Origin of the sequence: Actinoplanes sp. NPDC048967 (genome assembly GCF_040649415.1) — a bacterium.
In the GTDB taxonomy this organism is placed as follows: domain Bacteria; phylum Actinomycetota; class Actinomycetes; order Mycobacteriales; family Micromonosporaceae; genus Actinoplanes.
This window is the reverse complement of the sequence record NZ_JBEZFL010000002.1, coordinates 1-23,100: the sequence shown is the minus strand read 5'-3', so window position 1 is coordinate 23,100 and position 23,100 is coordinate 1. Positions and strand designations below refer to the sequence as shown.

General features: G+C 72.8%; 20 protein-coding genes and 1 pseudogene. 7 read left to right on the top strand and 14 right to left on the bottom strand.

Going from position 1 to position 23,100, the window contains the following annotated elements:
* Positions 1-6: 6 nt before the first annotated feature.
* Complete coding sequence (locus AB0C12_RS06775; protein WP_360544999.1) at positions 7-858, bottom strand: fused MFS/spermidine synthase; 852 nt, start codon at positions 856-858, stop codon at positions 7-9.
* An 82-nt stretch (positions 859-940) separates the two neighbouring features.
* On the opposite strand from AB0C12_RS06775, the gene AB0C12_RS06770 reads away from it, so the two are divergent.
* Positions 941-2,383 (top strand): DUF1800 domain-containing protein, encoded by a 1,443-nt coding sequence (locus tag AB0C12_RS06770; RefSeq protein ID WP_360544997.1) that lies wholly within the window; start codon positions 941-943, stop codon positions 2,381-2,383.
* A gap of 2 nt (positions 2,384-2,385) precedes the next feature.
* Positions 2,386-3,642 carry a DUF1501 domain-containing protein gene (locus tag AB0C12_RS06765; protein ID WP_360544995.1) on the top strand — a complete coding sequence of 419 codons (1,257 nt, stop codon included), beginning with the start codon at positions 2,386-2,388 and terminating at the stop codon, positions 3,640-3,642.
* Here the strand turns inward: AB0C12_RS06765 and AB0C12_RS06760 are convergent.
* Entirely contained in the window at positions 3,629-6,826 is a 3,198-nt protein-coding gene (locus AB0C12_RS06760) for a KR domain-containing protein (protein WP_360544993.1), read from the bottom strand. The genes AB0C12_RS06765 and AB0C12_RS06760 overlap by 14 nt on opposite strands.
* Positions 6,827-6,916: 90 nt before the next feature.
* A complete protein-coding gene (locus AB0C12_RS06755) occupies positions 6,917-7,870 on the bottom strand; it encodes an anti-sigma factor RsbA family regulatory protein (RefSeq protein WP_360544991.1) in 954 nt (317 codons plus the stop codon).
* A gap of 181 nt (positions 7,871-8,051) precedes the next feature.
* Here AB0C12_RS06755 and AB0C12_RS06750 point away from each other — a divergent pair, with 181 nt between their 5' ends.
* Positions 8,052-8,438 carry a hypothetical protein gene (locus tag AB0C12_RS06750; protein WP_360544989.1) on the top strand — a complete coding sequence of 129 codons (387 nt, stop codon included), beginning with the start codon at positions 8,052-8,054 and terminating at the stop codon, positions 8,436-8,438.
* Between the two features lie 26 nt (positions 8,439-8,464).
* Here the strand turns inward: AB0C12_RS06750 and AB0C12_RS06745 are convergent, their stop codons facing one another.
* The 3 genes from AB0C12_RS06745 to malQ are packed head-to-tail and all read right to left on the bottom strand — an operon-like array spanning position 8,465 to position 10,822.
* The gene (locus tag AB0C12_RS06745) at positions 8,465-8,647 is read right to left on the bottom strand and encodes an antitoxin (RefSeq protein WP_360544987.1); all 183 of its coding nucleotides are present in this window, start codon (positions 8,645-8,647) and stop codon (positions 8,465-8,467) included.
* Between the two features lie 55 nt (positions 8,648-8,702).
* Positions 8,703-8,882, bottom strand: coding sequence for an antitoxin (locus AB0C12_RS06740; protein ID WP_360544985.1), 180 nt, complete (start codon positions 8,880-8,882; stop codon positions 8,703-8,705).
* On the bottom strand, positions 8,879-10,822 hold the full coding sequence (gene malQ / locus AB0C12_RS06735; RefSeq protein WP_360544982.1) for a 4-alpha-glucanotransferase: 1,944 nt from the start codon (positions 10,820-10,822) through the stop codon (positions 8,879-8,881). Before malQ ends, AB0C12_RS06740 begins: the two co-directional genes overlap by 4 nt.
* Before the next feature lie 96 nt (positions 10,823-10,918).
* On the opposite strand from malQ, the gene AB0C12_RS06730 reads away from it, so the two are divergent.
* On the top strand, positions 10,919-11,173 hold the full coding sequence (locus AB0C12_RS06730; RefSeq protein WP_360547025.1) for a hypothetical protein: 255 nt from the start codon (positions 10,919-10,921) through the stop codon (positions 11,171-11,173).
* Between the two features lie 23 nt (positions 11,174-11,196).
* Positions 11,197-12,432 carry a chitosanase gene (locus AB0C12_RS06725; RefSeq protein WP_360544980.1) on the top strand — a complete coding sequence of 412 codons (1,236 nt, stop codon included), beginning with the start codon at positions 11,197-11,199 and terminating at the stop codon, positions 12,430-12,432.
* Positions 12,433-12,441: 9 nt separating this feature from the next.
* On the opposite strand, the gene AB0C12_RS06720 is transcribed toward AB0C12_RS06725, so the two are convergent.
* The 4 genes and pseudogenes from AB0C12_RS06720 to AB0C12_RS06705 all read right to left on the bottom strand — a co-directional run bounded on the left by AB0C12_RS06720 (position 12,442) and on the right by AB0C12_RS06705 (position 17,812).
* A complete protein-coding gene (locus AB0C12_RS06720; RefSeq protein ID WP_360544978.1) occupies positions 12,442-14,814 on the bottom strand; it encodes a transglycosylase domain-containing protein in 2,373 nt (790 codons plus the stop codon).
* Positions 14,815-14,908: 94 nt separating this feature from the next.
* The gene (locus AB0C12_RS06715; protein ID WP_360544976.1) at positions 14,909-16,150 is read right to left on the bottom strand and encodes a family 16 glycosylhydrolase; all 1,242 of its coding nucleotides are present in this window, start codon (positions 16,148-16,150) and stop codon (positions 14,909-14,911) included.
* A gap of 114 nt (positions 16,151-16,264) precedes the next feature.
* Positions 16,265-17,320: a carbohydrate-binding protein gene (locus tag AB0C12_RS06710; RefSeq protein WP_360544974.1), complete on the bottom strand. Its 1,056-nt coding sequence runs from the start codon at positions 17,318-17,320 to the stop codon at positions 16,265-16,267.
* Positions 17,321-17,420: 100 nt separating this feature from the next.
* Positions 17,421-17,812, bottom strand: a pseudogene (locus AB0C12_RS06705) (ATP-binding protein).
* Positions 17,813-17,894: 82 nt separating this feature from the next.
* On the opposite strand from AB0C12_RS06705, the gene AB0C12_RS06700 reads away from it, so the two are divergent.
* Positions 17,895-19,025 carry a DUF5931 domain-containing protein gene (locus AB0C12_RS06700; RefSeq protein ID WP_360544972.1) on the top strand — a complete coding sequence of 377 codons (1,131 nt, stop codon included), beginning with the start codon at positions 17,895-17,897 and terminating at the stop codon, positions 19,023-19,025.
* A 31-nt stretch (positions 19,026-19,056) separates the two neighbouring features.
* The gene (locus AB0C12_RS06695; RefSeq protein WP_360547023.1) at positions 19,057-19,686 is read left to right on the top strand and encodes a response regulator transcription factor; all 630 of its coding nucleotides are present in this window, start codon (positions 19,057-19,059) and stop codon (positions 19,684-19,686) included.
* Here AB0C12_RS06695 and AB0C12_RS06690 read toward each other — a convergent pair.
* The 4 genes from AB0C12_RS06690 to hisN form a co-directional block, all read right to left on the bottom strand.
* Entirely contained in the window at positions 19,683-20,240 is a 558-nt protein-coding gene (locus AB0C12_RS06690; protein WP_360544971.1) for a DUF5709 domain-containing protein, read from the bottom strand. The genes AB0C12_RS06695 and AB0C12_RS06690 overlap by 4 nt on opposite strands.
* Positions 20,241-20,250: 10 nt before the next feature.
* Complete coding sequence (locus AB0C12_RS06685; protein WP_360544969.1) at positions 20,251-21,021, bottom strand: ATP-binding protein; 771 nt, start codon at positions 21,019-21,021, stop codon at positions 20,251-20,253.
* A gap of 145 nt (positions 21,022-21,166) precedes the next feature.
* The gene (locus tag AB0C12_RS06680; RefSeq protein ID WP_360544967.1) at positions 21,167-22,066 is read right to left on the bottom strand and encodes a hypothetical protein; all 900 of its coding nucleotides are present in this window, start codon (positions 22,064-22,066) and stop codon (positions 21,167-21,169) included.
* Between the two features lie 37 nt (positions 22,067-22,103).
* The gene (hisN, locus tag AB0C12_RS06675) at positions 22,104-22,919 is read right to left on the bottom strand and encodes a histidinol-phosphatase (RefSeq protein ID WP_360544965.1); all 816 of its coding nucleotides are present in this window, start codon (positions 22,917-22,919) and stop codon (positions 22,104-22,106) included.
* Between the last annotated feature and the right edge of the window lie 181 nt (positions 22,920-23,100).

The window sequence follows — 23,100 nt, the reverse complement described above, 5'->3', positions numbered from 1 at the left end:
TGCTGTCTAGGGTCGCGCGCTGAACAGCCCCTCGGGAGGGGCCGGAGAGGGAAGAGCGTCGATGTCCGTCGCCGGCTGCTGACCGGAAGTGAATCGATCGAGGTCAGTCTCGACCCGCCCCGGGAACCAGTCCCCGGCCGCGCGCCGGCTCAGCTCGGGCACCGGCGGTGAGCTCCGCCCGGCCAGCACGACCAGGTTGCCGAAGCGCCGGCCGCGCAGCACCGCGGCGTCGGCGACCAGGCAGGCCTGGGGGAGCGCGGCCCGGATGGTGGCGACCTGGGTACGGGCGTACCGCAACGGCGGCCCGTCGGCCACATTGGCGATCAGCCAGCCCCGCGGCGCGAGCACCCGCGCCACCTCCCGGATGAACTCCACCGACGCCAGGTGCGCCGGGGTGCGCGAACCCGCGAAGACGTCCACCACCACCAGGTCGTACCCGTCGTCGCGCATGCCGGTGACCGCCTCGCGGGCGTCGCCGACGCGTACCCGGATCTTGGCCTTGGCGTCCCAGGGCAGCTCCCGGCGCACCAGCTCGACCAGCGGCCCGTCGATCTCCACCACCCGCTGCGGCGAGCCGGGCCGGGTCGCGGCCACGTAGCGCGGCAGCGTCAGCGCGCCGCCGCCCAGGTGCAGGACCCGCAGCGGCTCACCGGCCGGTGCGATCAGGTCGATGGCCGCGGCCATCCGGCGGATGTACTCGAACTCCAGGTGGGTCGGATCGGCCAGGTCGACGTGGGACTGCGGAGCCCCGTCGAGCAGCAGCGTCCAGCCCGACGCCCGGTCCGGGTCCCCGACCAGCTCGGCGACGCCCGAGCCGACGGTCTCGACCCGCCGCTCACCCCGCCTGCGCTGCGCCATGGCAGCAGTATGTCGGTTGCGGTCCGGTAGCACGGCGGCGGGAACCCTGGGATCGGACGTCCGCGGGCCGACGTCGACGGTTGTGACGGCGACTGCGGATTTCCTCCCCGGTGACCCGTTGCTGCACCTGCTGCGCCGGGCGACGTACGGTCCGACCCCCGAGTCGACCGCCGAGATCCGCCGGCTGGGTGCGCCGGCCTGGCTGGAGCGGCAGCTCAAGCCGGCCGCCATCGCCGACCCGGTCGCCGACGACCTGGTCGCCCGGCTGCCGCTGAGCCGGCTCACGATCGACGGCGTCCGGGCCAAGGTGCGCAGCGGCGCGCTCAAGATGTACGGCTGGGACACCATGTACGAGCTGGGCTGCGCCACCCTGGCCCGTTCGATCTGGAGCGAGCGGCAGCTGTTCGAGGTGATGGTGGACTTCTGGTCCAACCACCTCAACGTCACCAACCCCTCCGGCGACGTCTGGGACAGCCGGCAGGACTACGACCGGAGCGTGATCCGGCCGTACGCGCTGGGGCGTTTCGCCGACCTGCTGAAGGCCTCGGCCCGGCATCCGGCGATGCTCACGTACCTCGACAACCGTTTCTCCAGCAAGGCCGCGCCGAACGAGAACTACGGCCGTGAGCTGCTGGAACTGCACACGGTCGGGCTGGGCTACGCCGAGTCCGACGTCAAGAACGCCGCCCGGCTGCTCACCGGCCTGACCGTCAGCTGGGACGACGGGCGCTACCGGTACGACGCCGGCCGGCACGCCACCGGCGCGGTCAAGGTGCTCGGCTTCCGCCACACCAACACGAGTGCCAAAGGCGGCGAGGCCGCGGCGCTGGCCCTGCTCGATCACCTGGCCCTGCACCCGGCGACCGCCCGGCGCATCGCCACCAAGCTCTGTGTCCGCTTCGTCGCCGACGACCCGCCGCCCGCGCTGGTGACCCGGCTGGCCCAGGTCTACCTGGACAACCGGACGGCGATCGCCCCGGTGCTGCGCGCCCTCTTCGGCTCGGCCGAGTTCGCCGCGTCGGTCGGCGCCAAGACCCGGACGCCGCTCGAGGACATCGTCGCGACGGTACGCACCCTCGGCTACGCGCCCGAGAAGTCCGGCACCCAGGCGCTCAAGGCGCTCTACTGGATCACCGAGTCCGCCGGGCAGGCACCGATGGCCTGGGCGCCGCCGAACGGCTATCCCGACGTCGCCGCCGCCTGGGCGTCCCCGTCCGGGCAGGTCGTGCGCTGGAACGCGCACCTGAACATCGCCGCCGGCTGGTGGCCCAGCACGCTACAACGACCGGCGTCGCTGGTCACGGCCTTCGCGGGTACGGTGCCGGCCACGTACGGCGCGCTGATCGACGCGGTCGCCCTGAGGCTGGTCGGTCGTACCCTCGCCCCGGCGCACACCACGGCCATCGCCGCCTACTACGGCAGGACGCCCGCCTCGGCCCTGAAGGCGAACGACGCCGCTGTCGGGTGGGCGTTCCCGTACCTGGTCGCCCTGCTGCTCAACTCTCCCTACTTCGCGCTGAGGTGACCATGTCCGTTGTCGAGGCCTGTGGCTGTGCGCCGGTCACCCGTCGCAAACTCCTCGCCGCGGGGGCCGCCGGGGTCTTCGCCGGGCTGGTCGGCGACCAGCTCGCCACCCAGCTGGCCTTCGCCGCCGACAGCTCGTACGCCGGCGACGTGCTGGTCCTGCTGTCCCTGCGCGGTGGCTTCGACGGACTGTCCGCCGTGGTGCCGGCCGGTGACCCCGGCTACTACGCCGCCAGGCCGGGCATCGCCGTGCCGAAGTCCCAGCTCATCGGGCGTGGCACGTACTTCGGGCTGAACCCGGCGCTGGCGCCGCTGCTGCCGTTCTGGAAGGCCGGGACGCTCGGCGCGGTCCACGCTGTCGGCCAGCCGGCCCCGAACCGCTCGCACTTCTCGGCGATGGAGGAGCTGGAACGCGCGGCGCCCGGCACCACGCTGCGCACCGGGTGGCTGGACCGGATGACGGGCCGGCTGGGCGCGGACCATCCGTTCGACGCGGTCTCGGTGGGCAGTGCCCGGCCCGCCCGGGTGCTGGCCGGTCCGGCGCCGAGCCTCGGCCTGACCTCGATCGACGACTTCAAGCTCTCCGGCGAGGACCCGAAGCGCCCGATGGCCGCGACCATGGCCGCTCTGTACGCGGGCGCACCCGACGCCCTGGCGCAGACCACGGCGATGACCACCGGGGCGCTCGCCACGGCGGGACAGCTCAAGGCGGCCGGGTATCAGCCGGCCGACGGGGCCGCGTACCCGGACACCGAGCTGGGGGCCGCGCTGCGGGACGTGGCCCGGCTGATCAAGGCGGACGTCGGCCTGCTCAGCGCGACCGTCGACTCCGGCGACTGGGACATGCACGAGAACCTGGGCGCGGCGGCGCCGGGCAAGAAAATGTACGACCACCTGGCCGACCTGGCGAAGGCGCTGGCGGCGTTCGCCACGGACCTCGGGCCGGCCGGGCTGGGCCGGGTCACCCTGGTCACCATCAGCGAGTTCGGCCGGCGGGTCGGCCAGAACGGGTCCGGCGGCCTCGACCACGGCTACGGCAACGCCATGCTCGTGCTCGGCGGGGGCGTCCGCGGCGGAACGGTGCACGGCCGCTGGCCCGGCCTGGCCGCCGCCCAGTTGGTGGACGGCGACCTGGCCGTGACGACCGACTACCGCGCGGTCATCGGGGAGATCCTGCGGGCCCGGTGCGGCATCAGCGACGTGGCGAGCGTCTTCCCCGGCGTCCGGCCCAGCAGTCTGGGGCTGGTCAGCGCACGCTGAGCGGACCGGCCGGGGCGATGAACTCGATGCCCAGCAGCTCGGCCCAGAGTTCACCGTCCGGGCCGACCAGGGCCGCGTCGCAGCGTGCGCCGCGCTCGTCGCGGTGACCGTCGGCCACGATGCACAGCGCCGGGCCCGGCAACCGGCCCCAGCGGTGGATGCGGCACTCGGCCACCCCCATGGGCAGCACCGGGCGGTGCTCGTCCATCGCCCAGACGCCGCTGAGCTGCAGGGCGCCGTCGAGGGCGGCGAGGTCCACCGGCAGGTCGTCGTCGGGCCAGCCCATCGCCCGGGCGCCCAGGACAGTGCCGACGACCCCCTGGGGACCGATCTCGCCGAGTGAGCGGACCACGTGCAGCCGCGGACCGTGGAACAGTGGCCGGCCGGCGTACACCGAGCTGCCCGGGAAGCGCGCCGGGTCGCCGGCGGGCCGCCACTCGCGGTCCGGCCCGGGCTCGCCGAAGCCGGCCCGGAAGCACGGCTCACCCGCGTCGTTGCTCAGCCACACCTCCCGGCCGAACACCGTGACGCCGATGGTCTGCGGATGCTCCGTGGCCACCGAGCGCAGCACCCGGACGCCGGTCAGGACGGCGTCCTGCTCCCGGACCCGAGCCGCCGCGGCCATCCAGCCCAGCCCGGCCGCCAGGGGCAGGATCGCGACGTCCTGCGGCCGGTGATCGGCGAGCCAGGGGTGCGTACCGGCGTCGACCGCGACGCTGGCCGGCTGGGCCCGGTCCGGGACCGTCGAGCGGGGAGTGAGCACGATGTGGGCGGGCCCGTCGACGGCCAGCTCGGCGACGAACGCGGCCGCCCGCGCGCGGACCGGAACCGTCTCGGCGTCGCCCCGGTCGGCGTCGCCCGGCACCGGACCGGCCTCGCCGGCCGGATCCCAGGCCAGCGAACGGACCAGGCAGCCGGGACGGCGGCGCTGCTCCGCCTCGGCGATCCGGTCCAGGGTGGCGCCGATCAGCGCCTGGGTGTCCTGGCTGAGATCACCGGACCAGCCGGCCACCGAGGAGAACAGCATCAGGGTGTCGAGCGGATCCTGCGCGGTCGCGGCGAGCAGGGCGGGCAGCCCGGCCAGGTGCGTGCTCAGCGTCCGGTCGGCGTCGGCCGCGGACTTCTCACCCGGGCGCCGGTCCACGACGACCTCGGCGCAGTGCAGCAATCCGGTGATCGGGCCCCACTCCGAGCGGACCACGTCGAGCTCGGCGGTGAGGCGGTCGGCGTCGCGGTCGTCGGCGTGCACGTACCGGGCCTCGGCCCCGGCGGCCACGCAGGCCGCGATCGTCTGCCGGATCTCCCGGGCGGCCAGCACCGCCCGGGCCCGCAGCCGCATCCCGGCCAGGCCGTCCGGTCCGCCGGTACCGGCGGCGAACTTGCGCATCAGCGACACCTCGTCGGCCGCGCCGGCCAGGTGCTCCGGCTCGGCGGCCAACGGGGTACGGCCGAGCAGTACGAGCCGGCACTGCGCCGAACGGGCCAGCTCCACCAGCGCCGCACCGCAGAAGCCGCGGGCCTCGCCGGACGCGACGATGACCGAATCCGGCCCGATGATGCGCTCCCGCGGCGCCCCGGCCCCGGCCGACACCAGCCGGCCCACCGAACGGGTGCCGTCCGCGGCGACCCGCACCCGCTGCGCGCCCGCGCCCCGGGTGAGCTCGTCGGCGATCAGCACGGCCACGTCAGCGGGGTCACGGTCCCCGCGCTCGCACTCGATGGCGATGGCGGACGCCGCCGGCCGGTCCCGGCCCACCGCGCCGACCAGCCCGACCAGGCCGCCCAGCCAGGCACCGGCCCGGCCGCTGACGGTGTCCGCGACGGTCACGAAGATCCCGCGGTCCTTGCCGTTACGGGCCAGCCACAGAGCGGTGAGCTGGGCCTCGAGCGCCGCGTCGGGGGAGGCCGGGCGGGCCATGCCGCCCAGGAAGATGACGCCGCCCAGGCCGGGGTGGGTGGCCACCTCAGCGGCCAGGCCGCGGGCGGTGAGCTCGGCGGCCACGGCGGTGGCGAGGCCGCTGCCGCCGTCGACCACGTGGACGGGGCCGGCGTGCAGGCCGGGCGGGGCGAGGCCGCCGAGCGGGGTCTGCGCCCAGGACATGGTCAGCCGGACCACGTCGATCTCCTGCGGGCCGGTCTGGGTGAGGGCGGCCGGGTCGGCCGGGGTGAGGGCGGCCGGGTCGGCCGGGGTGAGGGCGGCCGGGTCGGCCGGGGTGAGGGCGGCCGGGTCGGCCGGGGTGAGGGCGGCCGGGTTGGCCGGGGTGGCGCCGAAGTCGAAGCCGGCCAGACCTGGGAAGGTCGGCTCGATGAAGCCGGTGTCGGCCGGGTCGGTGTGGGCCGGGTCGGGATCCGTCGTTCCGGGATCCATCGTTCCGGGTTCGGCGGCTTCGCCGGGGACCGTGGCGGGTGTCCGGTCCTCCGGTGCGGTCCGGGTGGGCCCGGTGGTGTCGGCTGCCGGTGCGGCCGTACCGAGATCCGGCCCGGTGGTCGCGGACGGTGGGGCGGCGTCGGTGGCTGTTCCCTGACGGTCCGGCTGGGCCGGGACGGCCGTGGGCGACGTCGCTGGTCCCGGCGGCTCGGCCGGCGCCCCGGGCCGGCGTTCCGCTCCCGGGGCCGGCGGCACCGGCCCAGCGCGGTGGTCCGCACCGGCAGCCGGCGGCAGCGTTCCGGCCCGGTGCTCGGCGCCCGGATGGAGCGTTCCGGCCCGGTGCTCGGCGCCCGGATGGAGCGTTCCGGCCCGGTGCTCGGCGCCCGGATGGAGCGTTCCGGCCCGGTGCTCGGGACGCGGCGGCAGCAGCCCGGCCTGGCGTCCGGCGTCGGTGGCCGGCGCCGGTGGTCCGGCCCGGTGCTCCGCGCCCGTGACCGGGTCGGTCCGGCGGTCGGCGGCTGCCGGCCAGGCCCGCCGGTTGGGGCTCGGCGCCGGCGCTGCCCATCGACCGGCCGCCGCATTGGACGGTGCGGCCGGGCGGGTGGCCCGGTCCGGTTCCGCCGGGCGGCCGGTGAGGGCTTCGATGACCCGCAGGTACTCCAGGTGCGCCTCGGTCATCAGCCGCTGGAAGGTCGCGTGCGCTTCCGCGCTGTGCCGGGCCAGCTCCAGCGTCTCCCAGCCGGGAGGGTCGGCGGACTGCGCCGGCGCCGCCGAGACGGGCGCGGCGGACTGGGGGACGTGCGGGGTAGGGGGCACGGGAAGTCTCCTCGAATAGGACGGCTTTATCCGTACTATTCGGACACAGGGTGGCGCGTCGTGCCCGGGAAACGGCGGGGGTTACCCCGGTCAGGCGGGGCTGCGGCGCAGCGCGAAGCGGGCTCGGGTCAGCCCGTCCACCGAGCGGATCGCCATCGCGTCGCAGAGCTGCTGGACCAGCCACAGGCCCATGCCGCCGATCCGGCCGGGCCGCGGCGGCAGATAGCCCGCGAGCGGTCCGGGCGGCACCCGGCCGTCATCGGTGACCTCGCAGACCACCGCGTCGTCGGTCAGCCAGACGCGCAGCTCCCGATGCTCGCCACCGTGCCGGATGCCGTTGGTGGCGACCTCGCTGAGCGCCAGGAGGAGATTCTCGACGCGGTCGGGCGGCAGCCAGCCCTCCGCGGCGGCCCGCGCCCGGACCTGCGCGCGCAGGCCAGCCACGGAGTCGTGCACCGGTACGGCGATGACGGGCTCCCCGGTGACCGGGTACGGCGGCTCGGGCAGCTCGGTCAGCAACCGTTCCGGCGGCTCGTAGCCCACACTCTCCAGCCACCCGTCGTCGTACAGCCGGGGGTGGGTGCGTTCGGCCGTGCTGACGGTTGCCGGTGGGAGGTTGCTGCGGTCGTACGGGCACAGCAGATGCCCGCGCAGCCCGGCCAGTGACTCGTTGAGCGCGGACTCGAAGCGGACCCAGCTGCGCGCCCCGTGCGCCGGCGTGGTGTGCCCGATCAGCCGCATGAACGGCCGGCCGTTCGACGCCGCGGTCCGCAGCAGCTGGGACCAGCCGGCGATGGTGCGGACCGGGCGGACGTACCACTCGTCGGCCGGCAGGAACCGCACCTCGGCGGCGTCAGCGGCCAGGGCGTCGCGCAGCAGGCCGGTGCAGTGAGCGTTGGCCGCGACCGCGACGGCCTCGTCCCGGGCCAGCCCGTCGCGGACGAAGGCGGCCAGGGTGCTGCCGTACGCGGTGTCGGAGTCGTAGAAGAAGGCCGAGTGGGTGAACGCCGGACGCGCGTCGGCGGCTGCGCCGCTTCCTTGCACCTGGCCCCACCTCCGAGCACCGCCGATCGACCACGGTAACACCGGGACGGCAGGCCGGAAATGCCGAGCGTTTCCGGTGCACCACTGCGAGTGAACGAAGACGCCCTTATACGTGAAACCGTCATACGGACGGTGGGCCGCGGTCCACACTGGGCCCGACCAACCAACGTGGAGGTGAGTGGTGTCGGGTACGGGGACCAGCGCGCTGGCCGAGATCATCGGCAACGGGCCGGTGCGGGCCGCCGGGCCGCCACCGGCCGATGACATGGCGGCCATCCTCGCCGCCGCCCAGCACCGGGCGGGACCGCCGCTCAAGATCCGGCGGCACGAGTCGGAGGACGGGCCGGCCTACTGGCGCTGGGACTGCGACAGCTGCGGTGAGTACGGCGGGGGCCGGCACCACAGCGACGCGGTCACCCGGGCGATGCGGCACTGCGGGGAGCACCCGGAGCACCGCTCATCCTTGCTGCCGCCGTCGCGCTGCCGCGAACGGGACCATCGCCTGGCGGTGCATCCCATGCTTTTCGCGCTCGACGACGACCCGCCGCCGGAGCCGCTCGCGAGCTGAGCTGCGAGCGGCTCCGAAGGCGAAGGTCACTGCTGGGTCGTGTCGCCCTGACCGGTACGGGTCTGCGCCTGGTCCACGCCCTTGTCGATCTGATCCGAGTACTTGTTGCCGGTGCGGTCGTCGACCTGGTCACCGGCCTTGTCGAGGCCCTTGTCGACCTGCTCGTCGTGCTGGTCGGCGAAGTCCTTGGCCTTGTCCATGAAGCCCATGTCAGATCCCTTCCGTTGTTACGGACGGGTTGCCCGGGCTCGGTGGCAGCAAACCTCAGGCCCGGGTGTCTCCCTCGCCGGTGCGCTTCTGCGCCTCGTCCACGCCCTTGTCGATGTGGGTCGTGTACTTTCCGCCGGTGCGCTTGTCGACCTCGTCGCCGACCTTCTCGAGGATCTGGTCGACCTGCTTGTCGTGCTTGTCGGCGAAATCCTTCGCCCTGTCCAGGAAGCTCATGCGGCCGTCCCCTTCTTCGCGCTCAGCACCTCGGCGATCCGGGCCACCCGGGGGTCGGCGAGGATCTCCTCCAGGCTAGCCGTCAGCGGGATCCGCCAGTTCGGGTACTCGTCCGTGGTGCCCGGCAGGTTGGGCTGGCGCAGCTCGCCCAGCACGTCGTAGAGCGACGCGGTGATGAACCGGCAGGGCGTACGGGCCAGGAACTCGTGCATCGCCACGATGATGTCCTGGGCCGGGGTGTCCGGCGTGATCAGGCCCTCCTCGGTGAGCCGGAGGAGCAGCTGGGCCCGGTCCTTGTCGGCGAACTCCTGCTCGTCCTCGACCGGCCCGGCCAGCTGACCGAGCTCGGCGCGGACCCGGACCTGCTCGCCGACCAGGAACCCGGCCGCGGTCGGCAGGTCATGGGTGGAGATGGTGGCCAGCGCGTTGCGGGGGTAGTCGGCCGCGCTGAGGTAGCCCTCGGCCGGGTCGTCGTAGTCGCGGGTGAACCACAGCACCGCCGAGCCGAGCATGTTCATGCGTTCCAGCGTCTCGGTGACCACGGGCAGCACGGTGCCGAGGTCCTCGCCGATCACCACCGCGCCGGCCCGGTGCGCCTCCAGCGCCAGGATGCCGAGCATGGCCTCCGGGTCGTAGTGCACGTACGTGCCCTCGGCCGCGCCCATGCCCGGCGGCACCCACCAGAGCCGCCACAGCCCGGCCACGTGGTCGACCCGCAGGCCGCCGGCGCGCCGGAAGATCCGCTGGAGCATGTCCCGGTACGCGGCGTAGCCGGTCTCGATGAGCTGGTCGGGCCGCCAGGCGGCGAGCCCCCAGTCCTGGCCGAGCTGGTTGAACGCGTCCGGCGGGGCGCCGGTGTGCACCCCGGCGGCCAGCACGTCCTGCAGCAGCCAGCCGTCGGCGCCGCTGGGGTCGATGCCGACGGCGAGGTCGTGCACGATGCCGACCGGCATCCCGGCGTCCCGGGCGGCCCGGTTGGCCGCGCCGAGCTGGTCCTCGAGCAGCTGCTGGAGCCAGACGTGGAAGGCGACCCGGTCACCGGTGCGGGCGGCCAGCACCGCGGGGGAGTCCGGGCGCCGGAACTCGGCCGGCCACTGCTGCCAGTTCGGCCCGTGCACCTCGGCGAGCGCGCAGAAGGTGGCGAAGTCGGTCAGCCCGGGATCGGCAGTCAGGTCCACCTCGCCGGCGAGCGGCCAGAGCAGCTCCAGCGCGGACTGCTTGGCCTGCCAGACCGCGGTGTAGTCGATGAGGCCGTCGGCGGCCGGTGCCGGGCGCAGGGCGTCGACCCGCTCCCGCAGGGCGGGATCGGCCCGGCGGTACGCGTCGGTGTCGGCGACCCGCAGATACAGCGGGTTGGCGAACCGGCGGCTCGACGGCGAGTACGGCGACGCCGGCACCGGCAGGGTGGGGGTGATCGCGTGCAGCGGGTTGAGCAGCACCAGCCCGGCACCGTGGCTGCCCTCGACGAAGGTGCGCAGGTCACCGAGGTCGCCCATGCCCCACGAGGCGGCCGAGTGCAGGGCGTAGAGCTGCAGCATCCAGCCCCAGGTCTCCGGCGGCTCGGGCAGCTCGGTGGGGACCACGACCAGCGTCACGTCCTGCTCGTCGGTGACCAGCCGGTGCCAGCCCAGCGGCAGGTCGCGGGGGAGCTCACCGTCGGCCTGCACCCGGGTGCCGTCCTCCAACTGGATCGTGCCGCTGAGCGGCTGGGTGCCGCCCTGCCGGACGACCACGGTGCCCGGGAGCCGGTGCTGCTCACGGGCGGTCCGGATCTCGGCCAGCTCGGCGGCCACCGACGCCGGGGAGGTGGCGTCGACACCGAGCAGGCCGAGGACGCCGATCACCGACTCCGGCGACACGTCCTTGCGCTCGCGATGCCAGTCCTCGTACCAGGTCGCCACGCCGTGCGCCTCGGCCAGAGCAGTCAGATCCGCGTCCATCCCCGTCCCCTCATTCGATTCCGCTGGGTCATACCCTGCCCTGTCGGCGGTAGTCCGGTCATGCGGGTCTTGCGGGTGTCGGCCAAGATGGAGCGCATGTCTTCTGCAGTGAAGTGGTGGTCACGGCTCAGCGCCGCCGTGACGGGCGCCGTCCTGACGCTGGTCATCCCGGTCCACGCCTGGGCGGCGAGCAACGGCACGGCCGAGCTCGCGGTCGAGGCGGCGCGTTCGCGCCGGCGCCGCGGCGGCTTCGGTTTCTTTCCCATTTTCGGCGGCCTGTGCTGCCTGCTCGTGGTCGGCGGCATCGTGCTGGCCGTCGTGCTGATTTCCCGGAACCGCAAACGTCGCTGAGCCCGCCCACCTAGCTTGGAGGGGTGGGTATCCGGGCGAAAGCGATTGCGCTGGGCACGGGGATAGCCGCGGTCTGCACCGTGCCCCTGGTCATCACCGTCACCGCCGACGCGGCGCCGGACGTGTTGCTCTCCAAGGGCCGTCCGGTCGCCGCGTCGACGGTTTCCGGCGCCGCTCAGGACGCCACCAAGGCGGTGGACGGCTTCGCGAGCACCCGCTGGGCGGCCGGTGCGGCCGGCTCCCAGTGGCTGCGCGTCGACCTCGGCAAAGCCCAGGACGTCAGCCGGGTGCGGCTGCGCTGGGACGGCGGGTACGCGAAGTCGTACCGCGTCCAGGTCTCGAGCGACGGCGCCGCCTGGCGTGACCTCTACCGTACGAGCAGCGGCGACGGCGGCACCGACGACCTCAGGAAGCTCAACGGCACCGGGCGCTACCTGCGGGTGCTCGCCACCCAGCCGGGCGCCGCGAGCGGCTACTCGCTCTACGAGGTGCAGGCCTTCGGGCCCGGCCCGGCCGCACCGGTCAAGGAGGGCACGCCCTCGGTGGCCGCTTCCTCGCTCGCCGCCGGACTCGCCGACCCGCGGAAGAAGGCCATCGCGCTGCAACTGGTCTCCAGCGCGGAGAACTCGACGCTGAACTGGCGCGGCCAGTTCGGCTACCTGGAGGACATCGGCGACGGCCGCGGCTACACCGGCGGCATCGTCGGTTTCTGCTCCGGCACCTCGGACATGCTGGCGCTGGTGACCGAGTACACCCGCCGGGTGCCCGGCAACAAGCTGGCGAAATATCTGCCGGCCCTGCGTACCGTCGACGGGTCGGACTCGCACGCCGGGCTCGACCCCGGCTTCCCGGCCGCCTGGAAGGCGGCCGCCGCCGACCCGGCGTTCCAGAAGACCCAGGAGGACGAGCGGGACCGGATGTACTTCGATCCGGCGGTCGCCCTGGCCTCGGCGGACCGGGTACGCGCCCTGGGCCAGTTCGTCTACTACGACGCGGCGGTGATGCACGGCCAGTCCGGGCTGCGCAGCATCCGCGCCGACGCCCTGCGCAAGGCCAAGACGCCGAAGCAGGGTGGCGATGAGCTGGTGTGGCTCAACGCGTTCCTGGACGCCCGGGTCAAGGAGATGCGCACCGAGGAGGCGCACAGCGACGTGACCCGGGTCGAGACGGCGCAGCGGCTGTTTCTGAAGGCCAGCAACCTGGACCTGAACGGGCCGCTCAGCTGGCGCGTCTACGGCGACAGCTTCACGACCCGCTGACCGGCCGCGTCAGCCGTTGCCGGGCTTCTTGTCGTCCTTCTTCGGGTCCTTGCCGGCGTCTTCCTTGCCCTTGCTGATCTGGATGCTCACGAAGCTGCCCTCGATGGTCCGGCCCTCCGGTGCGGTGCCCGCGGCCTGACCGGCCGGGCAGTCCGACGCGATCTCCGTGCCCGGGCCCACGATGAAGCCCGCGCCCTTGACCTTGCTGGTCGCCGCGGCGACGCTGAGGCATTTCACGTCCGGGATCGAGCGTTGTTTCCCCTCGGGCAGCTTGTCGCCGGAGGGCTTCTTGAACTGCTCCCTCGGCTTGCCCTTCATGATGTCGTGCATGGTCTCCCAGACCGCCGGGTTGACGATGGAGTGGCTCAGCCGGTACGGGTGGTCCTGGTAGTCCGGGTTGACCAGGTAACCGGCCACGACCATGGACGTCGTCCCGATGATCAGCGACGCGGTCTTGTCGTTGTCGGTGGTGCCGGTCTTGCCGAAGATCGGGTGACCCACCGCGCCCCGGGCCGCCCCGGCCGTACGGCCCTTGCAGCTGCCCAGCTGGGCGAAGTCGCCAACCGGGCAACGGGCCGCGTCGATCGCCATCCGGGCCACGTCCGGCTTGGTGGCCTGCCGGCAGTTGGGCTTGCCGACGTCGAGCTTCTCGCCCTTGGCCGTGGAGATCTGCTGGACCGGGGTGGGCGAGCAGTACTTGCCGTCGGCGGCCAGCGTCGCGTACGCGTTCGCCATCTCCAGCGGGGTCGAGGCCGACACACCGAGGGTGAACGCGCCCCAGTCCTTGGCGTTCTTGGTGGCCATCTCCTTCTCCTTCGGGGAGCGGAACTGCACACCGAAGCGCTGCGCGACGTCGACCACCTTGTCCGCGCCGACGCTCTCCTCCAGCGGCACGAAGAACGTGTTGACCGAGGCCCCGAACCCGGTCCACATGTTGTACGGGCCCTTCTCGCTCTTCGACGCGTTCGTGGGGCACCAGTACCCGCCGCCGCACGAGGCCGGCCCGGTGTCCCGGTAACCGGACTTGTACTGGTACGTGGTGTTGATCGGGTACGAGGGCGGGTAGCCGTTCTCCAGCGCCGCCACCATCGTGAACATCTTGAACACCGACCCGGCCTGGTACCCGGTGATGTCACCACCGCCGGTGAGCAGCGGGTTGGTGGTGTTGGGATACGTACCCCGGATGTTCTTGGCGGCCTTCTTCGGGTCCGAGGACATCTTGTTGTGCTCGACGTCCAGCTTGAAGCGGCGGTTGGCGGCCAGCGCACGGACCCGCCCGGTGCCCGGCTGGACGGCGGCCAGCAGCAGGGCGTCGCGGTTGTTGATGCCGATCTTGTCGGTGATGTTCTTGCGGGTGGCCGCCTGCGCCTTGATGTCCAGCGAGCTCTGGATCCGGTAGCCGCCGCTCTTGAGCCGCCGCTCGCGGTCGTAGACCGTCCGGCCGAACTCGGGCCGGCTGAGCCACCACCGGTAGAAGTAGTCGCAGAAGAAGCCCCAGTGATTGGTCTGCACGGACGCGCAGCCGTTGCCGGTGCGCTGGGTGGTCCGGCCGAGCTTGACCTTGATCGCGGCGGCCGCCGCCTCGGGGGTGATGTAGCCGAGGTCGCGCATGTTGCCGATCACCCAGTTGCGCCGGTCCAGCGCCCGGGGATAGCCGCGCGGGGTGGTCGGGTCGAAGCCACTGGGCGCCTTGACCATGCTGGCCAGCAGGGCCGACTCGGCCACGGTGAGGTCCTTGGGCTGCTTCTTGAAGTACACCTGGCTGGCCGCGAAGATGCCGTACGAGCCGTTGCCGAAGGGCGCCGCGTTCAGGTAGCGCTCCAGGATCTGCTGCTTGGTCAGCTCCTTCTCCAGCTGCATGGCGTACTTCATCTCGGTGACCTTGCGGGTGGTGGTGTCCTCGGTGGCGTCCACGACCTCCTGCGGGGTGCTCGCCGAGTACGCCAGGGACATCTTCACCAGCTGCATGGTCAGGGTCGAGGCGCCCTGCTTGTCGCCGCCCTGCTTGTTGTTGACCAGGGCGCGTACGGAGCCCTTGAGGTCGACGCCGTTGTGCTTGTAGAACTGGTGGTCCTCGGCGGCGACGATGGCGTTCTGCATGTTGATCGAGATGTTCTTGAGCCCGACCTCGCTGCGGAACTCGTCGTAGAACACCGTGATCAGCGTCTTGTTGTCGGCCGCGAAGACCCGGGTCAGCTGCGGGGCGGTGGCCTGCTTGAGCTGGCTGGGCAGATTCTCGAAGGCTTCGCCGCCGGCCTTGGCGGCCAGGCCCGACATGGCCACGGCGGGGAACGCGGCCGCGGCCACGGCGACGCCGGCCAGTAAGCCGCACACCAGCAGCGAGGACACGTTCGTGACGAAGTGGTGGTCGCGTCCGCGCATCAAGGAGATCCGTTCCACGGTGAGAAGACAATCAATGCCGCCCGGGTCGCCGAAGCGGCCCGGGCGGCAGAGTAACGGTCGTACGCAAACAGCGTCAGGCCTTGGTCCACTTCTGGTTCGTGGTGCCGCCGCAGTCCCACAGCTGCAACTGGGCTCCGTTGGCGCTGTTCCAGTCCTTCACGTCGACGCACTTGTTGGCCGAGACGTTGACCAGGTCACCCGCGGCCGACAGGGTGAACCGCTGCACCGGGTTGCCGTTGCAGGTGACCAGCTGGATCGGGGTGCCGTTGGTCAGCGCGCCACCGGCCGGGTCCATGCACTTGCCCAGGCCCCGCAGCGTGCCGTCGCCGTTCGGCGCCCACTTCTGCGCGTTGCTGCCGTTGCACTCCCACATCTGCAGCCGGGCGCCGTCGACGGCGTTGCCGCCGGGGATGTCGATGCAGCGGTTGCTGAAGTTGGACCGCAGCGCGGTGCCACCGGTGGCCGGCGGCGGGGTGGTGCCGCCGTCGGTCCACGCCGAGACGCGGACGTAGTCGACCAGCATGGTCTGCGGGAACTGCGTGCTGCCGTCCGGGTAGCCGGGCCAGTAACCGCCGACCGCCACGTTCAGGATCATGAAGAAGTTGTGGTCGAAGACCCACTGGTCGCCGCCGAGGTTGGCCGGCGTGATCCGGAAGTACTCCGCGCCGTCGAGGAACCAGACGATGAGGTTGGGCGACCACTCCACGGCGTACGTGTGGAAAGCGTCACCCAGCGCGCCGCCGATCGTCCGGCCGCCGCCGATGCCCTCGGCGCCGGAGTAGCCGGGGCCGTGCACGGTGCCGTGCACCGTGTTCGGCTCCTTGCCGACGTTCTCCATGATGTCGATCTCGCCGGTGGTCGGCCAGTTGTTGCCGCCCAGCATCCAGAACGCCGGCCAGATGCCCTGGCCCTTGGGGATCTTGATGCTGGCCTCGAACCGGCCGTACCGCTGGGAGAATTTGTCGGCGGTCAGGATCCGGCCCGACGTGTACTGGCAGGTGCCGTAGTGGCACTGGTAGTTGGCCGGGTTCTCCTTGCGGGCGGTGATCGCCAGGTGACCCTGCCCGTCCTGCCGGACGTTGCTGGTCGAGTTCGTGTAGTACTGCTGCTCGTTGTTGCCCCAGCCGCTGCCGCCGATGTCGAACTTCCACTTGCTGGCGTCGATCGGGCTGTTGGCCGCGCCGTTGAACTCGTCCTGCCAGGTGATGCCGCCGATGGCGGCGTCAGCTGTGTCGTTGCGGGAAGCGGCCACGAGGCCACTCGTGAGGGTCGCGGCGACGACGGCTGCCGCGAGCAGAATGCGGGTTTTTCGCATGGGGGATGAGCCTCCGGGGGAAGAGGTTGTTAACACTTTTAGCAGTGTTTACAGATTCGCCGGTGTCAGTCAAGGGAGACTGGTTCCGGAACCCCCGATAACGCTTTGTCCCGGCTAGACCTTCTTGAAGAGGGCCGGCAGCGCGGTCGGCTCCCAGCCGGGCAACGACGTGTGCGTCTCCAGCACCTGGTATTCGACGTTCTTGAAGGTCACCAGCTGCCCGGCCACATAGTCCGTGAACGGCGCCCACTGGGCGGCGGCCGGCGCCGACGTCGGCGGGGTCGTCGGCGGAGTGGTGGCGGCCGGCGGAGTCGTCGTGGGCGGGGCCGTCGGCTCGCTGGTGGGCGGCTCGGTCGTGGGGGCGGTCGTCGGCTCGCTGGTCGGCGGGGTCGTGGGCACCTCGCTGGTCGGCGGCGTGGCGGCGGGCGGCTCGGCCGAGGCGTCGGCCCCGGAGAAGCTGACCGAGTCGACCACCATCCGCGCCGGGAGGTCGGCGCCGCGGCGGTTGTCGCCGACCGTGAGGCTCAGCGCCAGCCGGAACGGCTGCCCGGTGTCCACGCCGCGCAGTGCCTCCCGCCGGACCGGCGAGCCGTCGACGGAGAAGGTCACCTCGCCCGGCTTCCAGTCCACCGCGTACGTGTGGAAGTCGTCGTCCGTGACCGGGTCGGCCAGCAGGTTCAGCGCGCCGGTGCTGGTCCGCACCGCGCTGACGAGCTCGAAGGTCGGCCGCAGACCCCGGTCCCCGGGCACCTTGATCCGCGCCTCGACGTGGCCGGCGGTGCCGCGCAGCGTTCCCCGGGTGTAGAGCCGGGCCGTGGAGAAGGCGTCCCGGTCCTCGTCGCGCAGGATGATCGTGAGGTTGCCGGCGCCGTCCAGCCGGGCGTTGCGCACGCTCTGGCTGAACTGCACCCCGCCGTTGACCCGGTCGGTGCGCAGCGCCCACTTGCCCGGGTCGACCGTGCTGCCGCGCCGGCCGGAGAAGTCGTCGGCGAAGGCGGGCAGTGACCGGCTCAACCGGTCGGTGCTGCGGTTGCGCTCCGCGGCGTCCGCGCTGTCGTTGCGGGTCGGCAGCCAGACGGCGGTCACCAGTCCGGCGGTCGCGACCACGAATGCGACGACTAGTCGGGGGCGCAGCCACGTGGGCTGCTGCGGCGCGCTGTGTCGCGGCACGGGGAAACCTCCGGGGGGCAATGATGCTGAAGCGTCAGCAGAGACATAAGAAGATCTGCGGGCAAACGTCAAGTCGGGACGGCCGAAATTAAAAAAAGATTCAGGATTTCGCGTCGGTGCGGCTGGAAATGCGTACGGCCGTACCGTCAGGTCCGGTTTTGATCTCACATGTGTCCGTCAGCTCCCGGACCAGCCAGAGGCCCCAACCGCCCGGTTGGTCCGGTGGCGGCTTGTGCGGGATCAGCGCCGCCAGGCCGGCGCCGTGGTCGGTCACGTCGCAGAAAACGGAACCGTCCTGGGCCCAGAGCCCGAGATGTCCGGTGCCACCACCGTGGCGCACGGCATTGGTGAGCAGCTCGTTGACGGCCACCACGAAATCGTCCAGCGGGCCCCGGTCATGCCCGCCTCCTCGGCGCGGGCCGCGACGGCATGCCGCAGCGCGGTGATCCGGCCACGGTCGAACGCCTCTGAGATCAATGCTTCCGTACCGATGACTCGACCGTAGGCGACGTCTGATCATTCCGCTGGGCGAGCGCCGGTACGGGGGTGGGCGGCGGTGTGGGATCGTCGGCCCATGGCGCAATCGAGCGGGCTGCAGAACCCGCTGTGGCGGGCGATCGCGGTGTACCGGATCGCCGCCCTGGTCTACGTGGCCGTCCTGGTGGTCCGTAACGTCGGGGCCTACGAACGGCCCATGCTGGCCTGGCCGGCGCTCGCGGTGGTGGCCGCCTGGACGGTGTTCACCACGTACGCGTACGCCGTACCGGCCCGGCGCCGGCCACCCCTGCTGGTGGTCGACCTGCTGGTCACCATGGGCGTGATGGCCGCCAGCCTCTGGGTGGTGGGCCGGGCCGGGCTCGAGGCCGGCCTGCCGACCCTGGCCGTGGCCTGGCACGTGGCCCCGGTGATCGCCTGGGCCGTGGCCGGCGGCCGGCGCTGGGGCATCGCGGCGGCGCTGGCCATGGGCGCCACCGACCTGACCGTCCGCGCCCACTACGACCAGGCCGCGTTCACCGGCACGGTGCTCATGGTGCTGGCCGCGACGGCGGTCGGTTACCTCGTCGGCATCGCCCAGCGGTCCCAGCAGCGCCTGGAACGAGCCATCCAGCTCGAGGCGACCATCCGGGAACGCGAACGGCTGGCCCGCGACATCCACGACTCGGTGCTCCAGGTGCTCGCGCTGGTCAAACGGCGCGGGGCCGGCCTGGACGGGGAGGCCGGCGAGCTGGCCCGGCTGGCCGGTGAACAGGAGGCGGCGCTGCGCACTTTGGTCACCGGGCGGACGGCGGAACCGGTCGACGAGCACGCCGAGGTGGATCTGATGACGTTGCTCGACCCGTACGCGTCGGCCACGGTGTCGGTCGCCGCCCCGGCCGGCGCGGTCCGCCTGCCCTCGCGGGTGGCGACCGAGCTGGCGGCCGCCGTCGGCGCCGCCCTGGACAACGTGGTGCGGCACTGCGAGCCGGGCACCAAGGCGTGGGTGCTGGTCGAGGACGAGCCCGCCGAGGTGACCGTGAGCGTGCGCGACGAGGGCTGCGGCGTCCCGCCCGAGCGGTTCGCCCAGGCGGAGGAGCAGGGCCGGCTCGGGGTGGCCCAGTCGATCCGCGGCCGGATCGCCGACCTGCGCGGCACCGTACGGATCACCTCCGCGCCCGGGCAGGGCACCGAGGTGGAGCTCAGCGTGCCGCGGGCATCGATAGGCTGAGCCGGTGACAGAGGCACCGAGGACCCGGGTCATGGTCGTGGACGATCACCCGATGTGGCGCGAGGGGGTCAGCCGCGACCTGACCGCGGCCGGCTACGACGTGGTCGCCACCACCGGCGAGGGACGCCAGGCGGTCCGGATCGCCGCGGCGGCCCGCCCCGACGTGGTCGTGCTCGACCTGCAACTGCCGGACGTGTCCGGCGTCGAGGTGATCAACGGCCTGCTGGAGGCGGTGCCCGGCGTCCGGGTGCTGATGCTCTCGGCCAGCGGCGAGCAGCAGAGCGTGCTCGACGCGGTCAAGGCCGGGGCGAGCGGTTACCTGCTCAAGTCCGCCGCCCAGGCCGAATTCCTGGACGCGGTGAGCCGCACCGCCGCCGGGGACACCGTCTTCACGGCCGGGCTGGCCGGACTGGTGCTCGGCGAGTTCCGCCGGCTGGCCGTCGAGCCGCCCGCCGCGGACGGCCTGACACCGAAGCTCACCGAGCGCGAGACCGAGGTGCTGCGGCTGGTGGCCAAGGGTCTGTCGTACCGGCAGATCGCCGACCGGCTCGTCCTCAGCCACCGCACCGTGCAGAACCACGTGCAGAACACGCTCGGCAAGCTCCAGCTGCACAACCGCGTCGAGCTCACCCGCTACGCCATCGAGCAGGGGCTGGACTAGCGGTAGTCGGGCGCGTTCGTCTCGTGCATGGCCAGCTCTTCCGCGCTGGCGCCGCCACCGGACGCGCCGGCGTCGTACGCGATGCTGTCGGCCTCGTCGTCGCTGCCGTAGCCCTCGTCGGTCTCCACCAGCCGGCCCACCGGCCGCGGGTCGTCCGCGTCGAGCTGGCCGTCGTCGTAGAGCGACACCGCGGAATTCGGGTCGGAGGTCGGGCTCGCGCCCCACACGTCCGCGTCGAACTGGCGCTGCTCGGAGGAGTCGACGGTCTCGTCGATCGGGTCCCGCTCGACCGGCAGCGGGTCCTCGGCGCCGACGTCGGGCTCCTCCTGGCGCAGCCGGTAGTCCAGCGGCTCGCCCTGACGGGCCTCCTCGGCGGTGTCGCCGTAGCGGTTGGAACCGCCGGGGCCGACACCCGCGAGCGCGGCCGGATCGGCACCGTCGGCCCACCGGGTGCTCTCCACCGAGTCGTACGCGTTCGAGTCGTCGTCCGCGGTCTCGGGCAGCCCGGAGGCCTCCGGGTCGGACACCTCGGTCGGGTAGTCGTTGTCTCGCATGTCCCGCAATCTACCCGCGCGCGTGGCCCGCCAAGCCTGTGCTGGGCAGTTGGCCGCCGGACTCGCCGGCGTCCAGCACGGCCCACACGACCTTGCCGTCGTCCAGCGGCAGGCTGCCCCAGCGCTGCGCCACCGAGTCGATCAGCAGCAGGCCGCGGCCGCCGTACGAGGTCACCGGGACCGGACTGCCGGTGAAGCGGGGCACGTGCGTGGAGTGGTCGCGGACGGCCACCGACATGCTCTCGCCGCGCAGGGCGAACAGCACCGTCATCGGGGTGTGCGCGTGCGCGACCACGTTGTTGACCATCTCGGTGACCACGATGCAGGCGGGGCCGGCCAGATCGGGCAGGTCCCAGCGGGCGCACGCCTCGGTGACCAGCTCCCGCGAACGCCGGGCGGCCCCGACGATCGGCTCGAGCGGGGCCCGCAGGAAGCGCCGCGGCTCCGGGGCGCCGAGGGCGGCGATGGCCTCCTCGGGCGTCGGCCAGACCGGCAGACCGGTGTCGCGCCAGGCCGAGGCGCCCGGGCCGGCACTCAGCAGCAGGTGACAGCCCGGCCAGTCGGCGGCGTCCCGGGCGAGGTCGGTCAGCACGGCGACCGCGTCGGGCGCACCGGCGGTGAGCTGCCGGACGTCGACCACCAGGGCCTCGGGCTGATCGGCGAGCAGCCCGAGCAGGCAGGACCGCACGCGCGGGGCGGTGACGGCGTCGAGCACCCCGGTCACCCGGACGACCGGATAGGCCTGCCCTGTGTCGACCTGGTGTCGGACCTCGCTCGCCATGATCGCTCCATTGTGCCTAACGCGTGTGGGCTTCGCATTCCGGCACGGGGCCACCCACGGGTGCGTTGCTTCCGGGTATCTGCACTATTCGGGGCAGAAGGGCATGGGTCTGAGACGTACCCCGTGCGCGCCGGCTCATGCACACTCATCGTCCGGCGGGATGCAGGCGCGCGCCGTCCGGGCGCCGGCCCGAGGCCGCCCGGGCCGTGGCGTGATGGTGCTGAGGCTCGGCGTAGCGGGTCATCGCGATCACCGCGCCGAGCGTGACGACGAAGCCGACCGCGGCCAGCCACTCGCGGCCCGGATGGATCCGGTCGCCGAGCAACAGCAGCCCCACGATCGCCGCCGGCACCGCCCCGGCGGCGTCCATCGCGGCCACCGCCGCCGTCGTCGAACCCCGCTGCATGGCCAGGCCGAGCAGCAACTGGCCGACGATCGAGTGGGCGATGAGCAGATACAGCAGCGGGTTGCTGCAGTAGCCCCCGAACGACTGCTCCACGGCCAGCGGGCGGGCGGCGATGGCGGCGGCGGAGAAGGCGATGCCGGCCAGCGAGCCGAGCGCCACCGAGCCGAGGGCGCCGTGCAGGCGTACCGCGAAGAAGCCCAGGACGCCGATGACGGCCACCGCGACGGCCAGGCCCACCACCCCGGCCGTCCCCAGCTGGCGGGAATGGGCCGGCTGAGCGGACAGGACGAGGGCGGTGATGCCACCCAGCAGCAGCACGAGCAGCGCGACCTCGGCCACGGGCAAGGTCCACTTCAGCACCAGGACGCCCAGCAGTGCCGTCACCCCGAGCCCGGCGGCCACGCTGGCCTGCACCAGGAACAGCGGAAGATCACGCCGGGCGATGAAGGCCAGCACAAAACCCAGGACCTGACAGACCAACCCGAGCAGATACGTACGGTGACAGGCGAGGCGGACCAGCAGCTGCGGGTCGAAGGTGTGATGCACCGTGGTGCGGGCCGCGGCCATCGACTGCAGCAGGTTGGCGACCCCGTACGCGGCAATCATCGCGGCGAGGTAGAACCAGCCCGGCGACATCACCCGGCGAGAATAGACCAGCTTCGGCGCCGCCCGGAGACTAACGGTGCGTCGAGGGCACCCCGGCCGCCAGCCGCCCGAGAATTTCCTCGTGCAGGTGACCGTTGGTAGCGATGGCACTCCCGTCCCCGGGCGCCCGCCCACCCGCCAGATCGGTGAACGAGCCACCGGCCTCGGTGACGATGGGGATCAGGGCGGCCACGTCCCACAGCGACAGCTCCGGCTCGACCATGACGTCCACGGCGCCCTCGGCGAGCAGCATGTAACCGTAGAAGTCGCCGTAGGCCCGGCTGCGCCACGAGTCCCGCATGATCTGCAGCATCGGCTCCAGCCGGCCGGCCTCCTCCCAGCTCGGCAGGCTGGCGTAGCAGAAACTGGCGTCGGCCATCCGGCGCACGGCGGACACGGAGATCCGGGCGGCGGCCCGCTGGTGCTTACCGGCCCACGACCCGTGGCCCAGCGCGCCCCACCAGCGGCGGCCCAGCGCGGGCGCGGAGACCAGGCCGGCGACCGGCCGCTCACCCTCCAGCAGGGCGATCAGAGTGCCCCAGACGGGCACTCCGCGGATGAAGTTCTTGGTGCCGTCGATCGGGTCGATCACCCAGTGCCGGTTGCCCTGCCCGGCCGGCGGGGTCGACATGCCGAACTCCTCACCGAGCACACCGTCGCGCGGGCGGGCTCGGGCCAGGGTCGCGCGGATCGCCTGCTCGACCGCCTTGTCGGCGTCGGAGACCGGGGTGAGGTCCGGCTTCGACTCGACGTGCAGATCCAGGGCCCGGAACCGGGCCACGGAGATCGAGTCCGCGGTGTCGGCGAGCAGGTGGGCGAGGGCGAGGTCATCGGCATACGAGGCCATGCGGGCACGCTAGCCGATCACCCCGCGCGCCCTCCGCGGGCCGCGCCGCCTCCGCGGGCCGCGCCGCCTCCGCGGGCCGCGCCGCCTCCGTGCGCCGCGCCGCCTCCGTGCGCCGCGCCGCCTCCGTGCGCCGCGCCGCCTCCGTGCGCCGCGCCGCCTCCGTGCGCCGCGCCGCCTTCGC

Coding starts and splice junctions, on each gene's coding strand:
- AB0C12_RS06775 (WP_360544999.1), bottom strand. CDS start 858: ATGGCGCAGCGCAGGCGGGGTGAGCGGCGGGTCGAGACCGTCGGCTCG.
- AB0C12_RS06765 (WP_360544995.1), top strand. CDS start 2,386: ATGTCCGTTGTCGAGGCCTGTGGCTGTGCGCCGGTCACCCGTCGCAAA.
- AB0C12_RS06745 (WP_360544987.1), bottom strand. CDS start 8,647: ATGGGCTTCATGGACAAGGCCAAGGACTTCGCCGACCAGCACGACGAG.
- AB0C12_RS06740 (WP_360544985.1), bottom strand. CDS start 8,882: ATGAGCTTCCTGGACAGGGCGAAGGATTTCGCCGACAAGCACGACAAG.
- malQ (WP_360544982.1), bottom strand. CDS start 10,822: ATGGACGCGGATCTGACTGCTCTGGCCGAGGCGCACGGCGTGGCGACC.
- AB0C12_RS06730 (WP_360547025.1), top strand. CDS start 10,919: ATGTCTTCTGCAGTGAAGTGGTGGTCACGGCTCAGCGCCGCCGTGACG.
- AB0C12_RS06720 (WP_360544978.1), bottom strand. CDS start 14,814: ATGCGCGGACGCGACCACCACTTCGTCACGAACGTGTCCTCGCTGCTG.
- AB0C12_RS06715 (WP_360544976.1), bottom strand. CDS start 16,150: ATGCGAAAAACCCGCATTCTGCTCGCGGCAGCCGTCGTCGCCGCGACC.
- AB0C12_RS06700 (WP_360544972.1), top strand. CDS start 17,895: ATGGCGCAATCGAGCGGGCTGCAGAACCCGCTGTGGCGGGCGATCGCG.
- AB0C12_RS06695 (WP_360547023.1), top strand. CDS start 19,057: ATGGTCGTGGACGATCACCCGATGTGGCGCGAGGGGGTCAGCCGCGAC.
- AB0C12_RS06690 (WP_360544971.1), bottom strand. CDS start 20,240: ATGCGAGACAACGACTACCCGACCGAGGTGTCCGACCCGGAGGCCTCC.
- AB0C12_RS06685 (WP_360544969.1), bottom strand. CDS start 21,021: ATGGCGAGCGAGGTCCGACACCAGGTCGACACAGGGCAGGCCTATCCG.
- hisN (WP_360544965.1), bottom strand. CDS start 22,919: ATGGCCTCGTATGCCGATGACCTCGCCCTCGCCCACCTGCTCGCCGAC.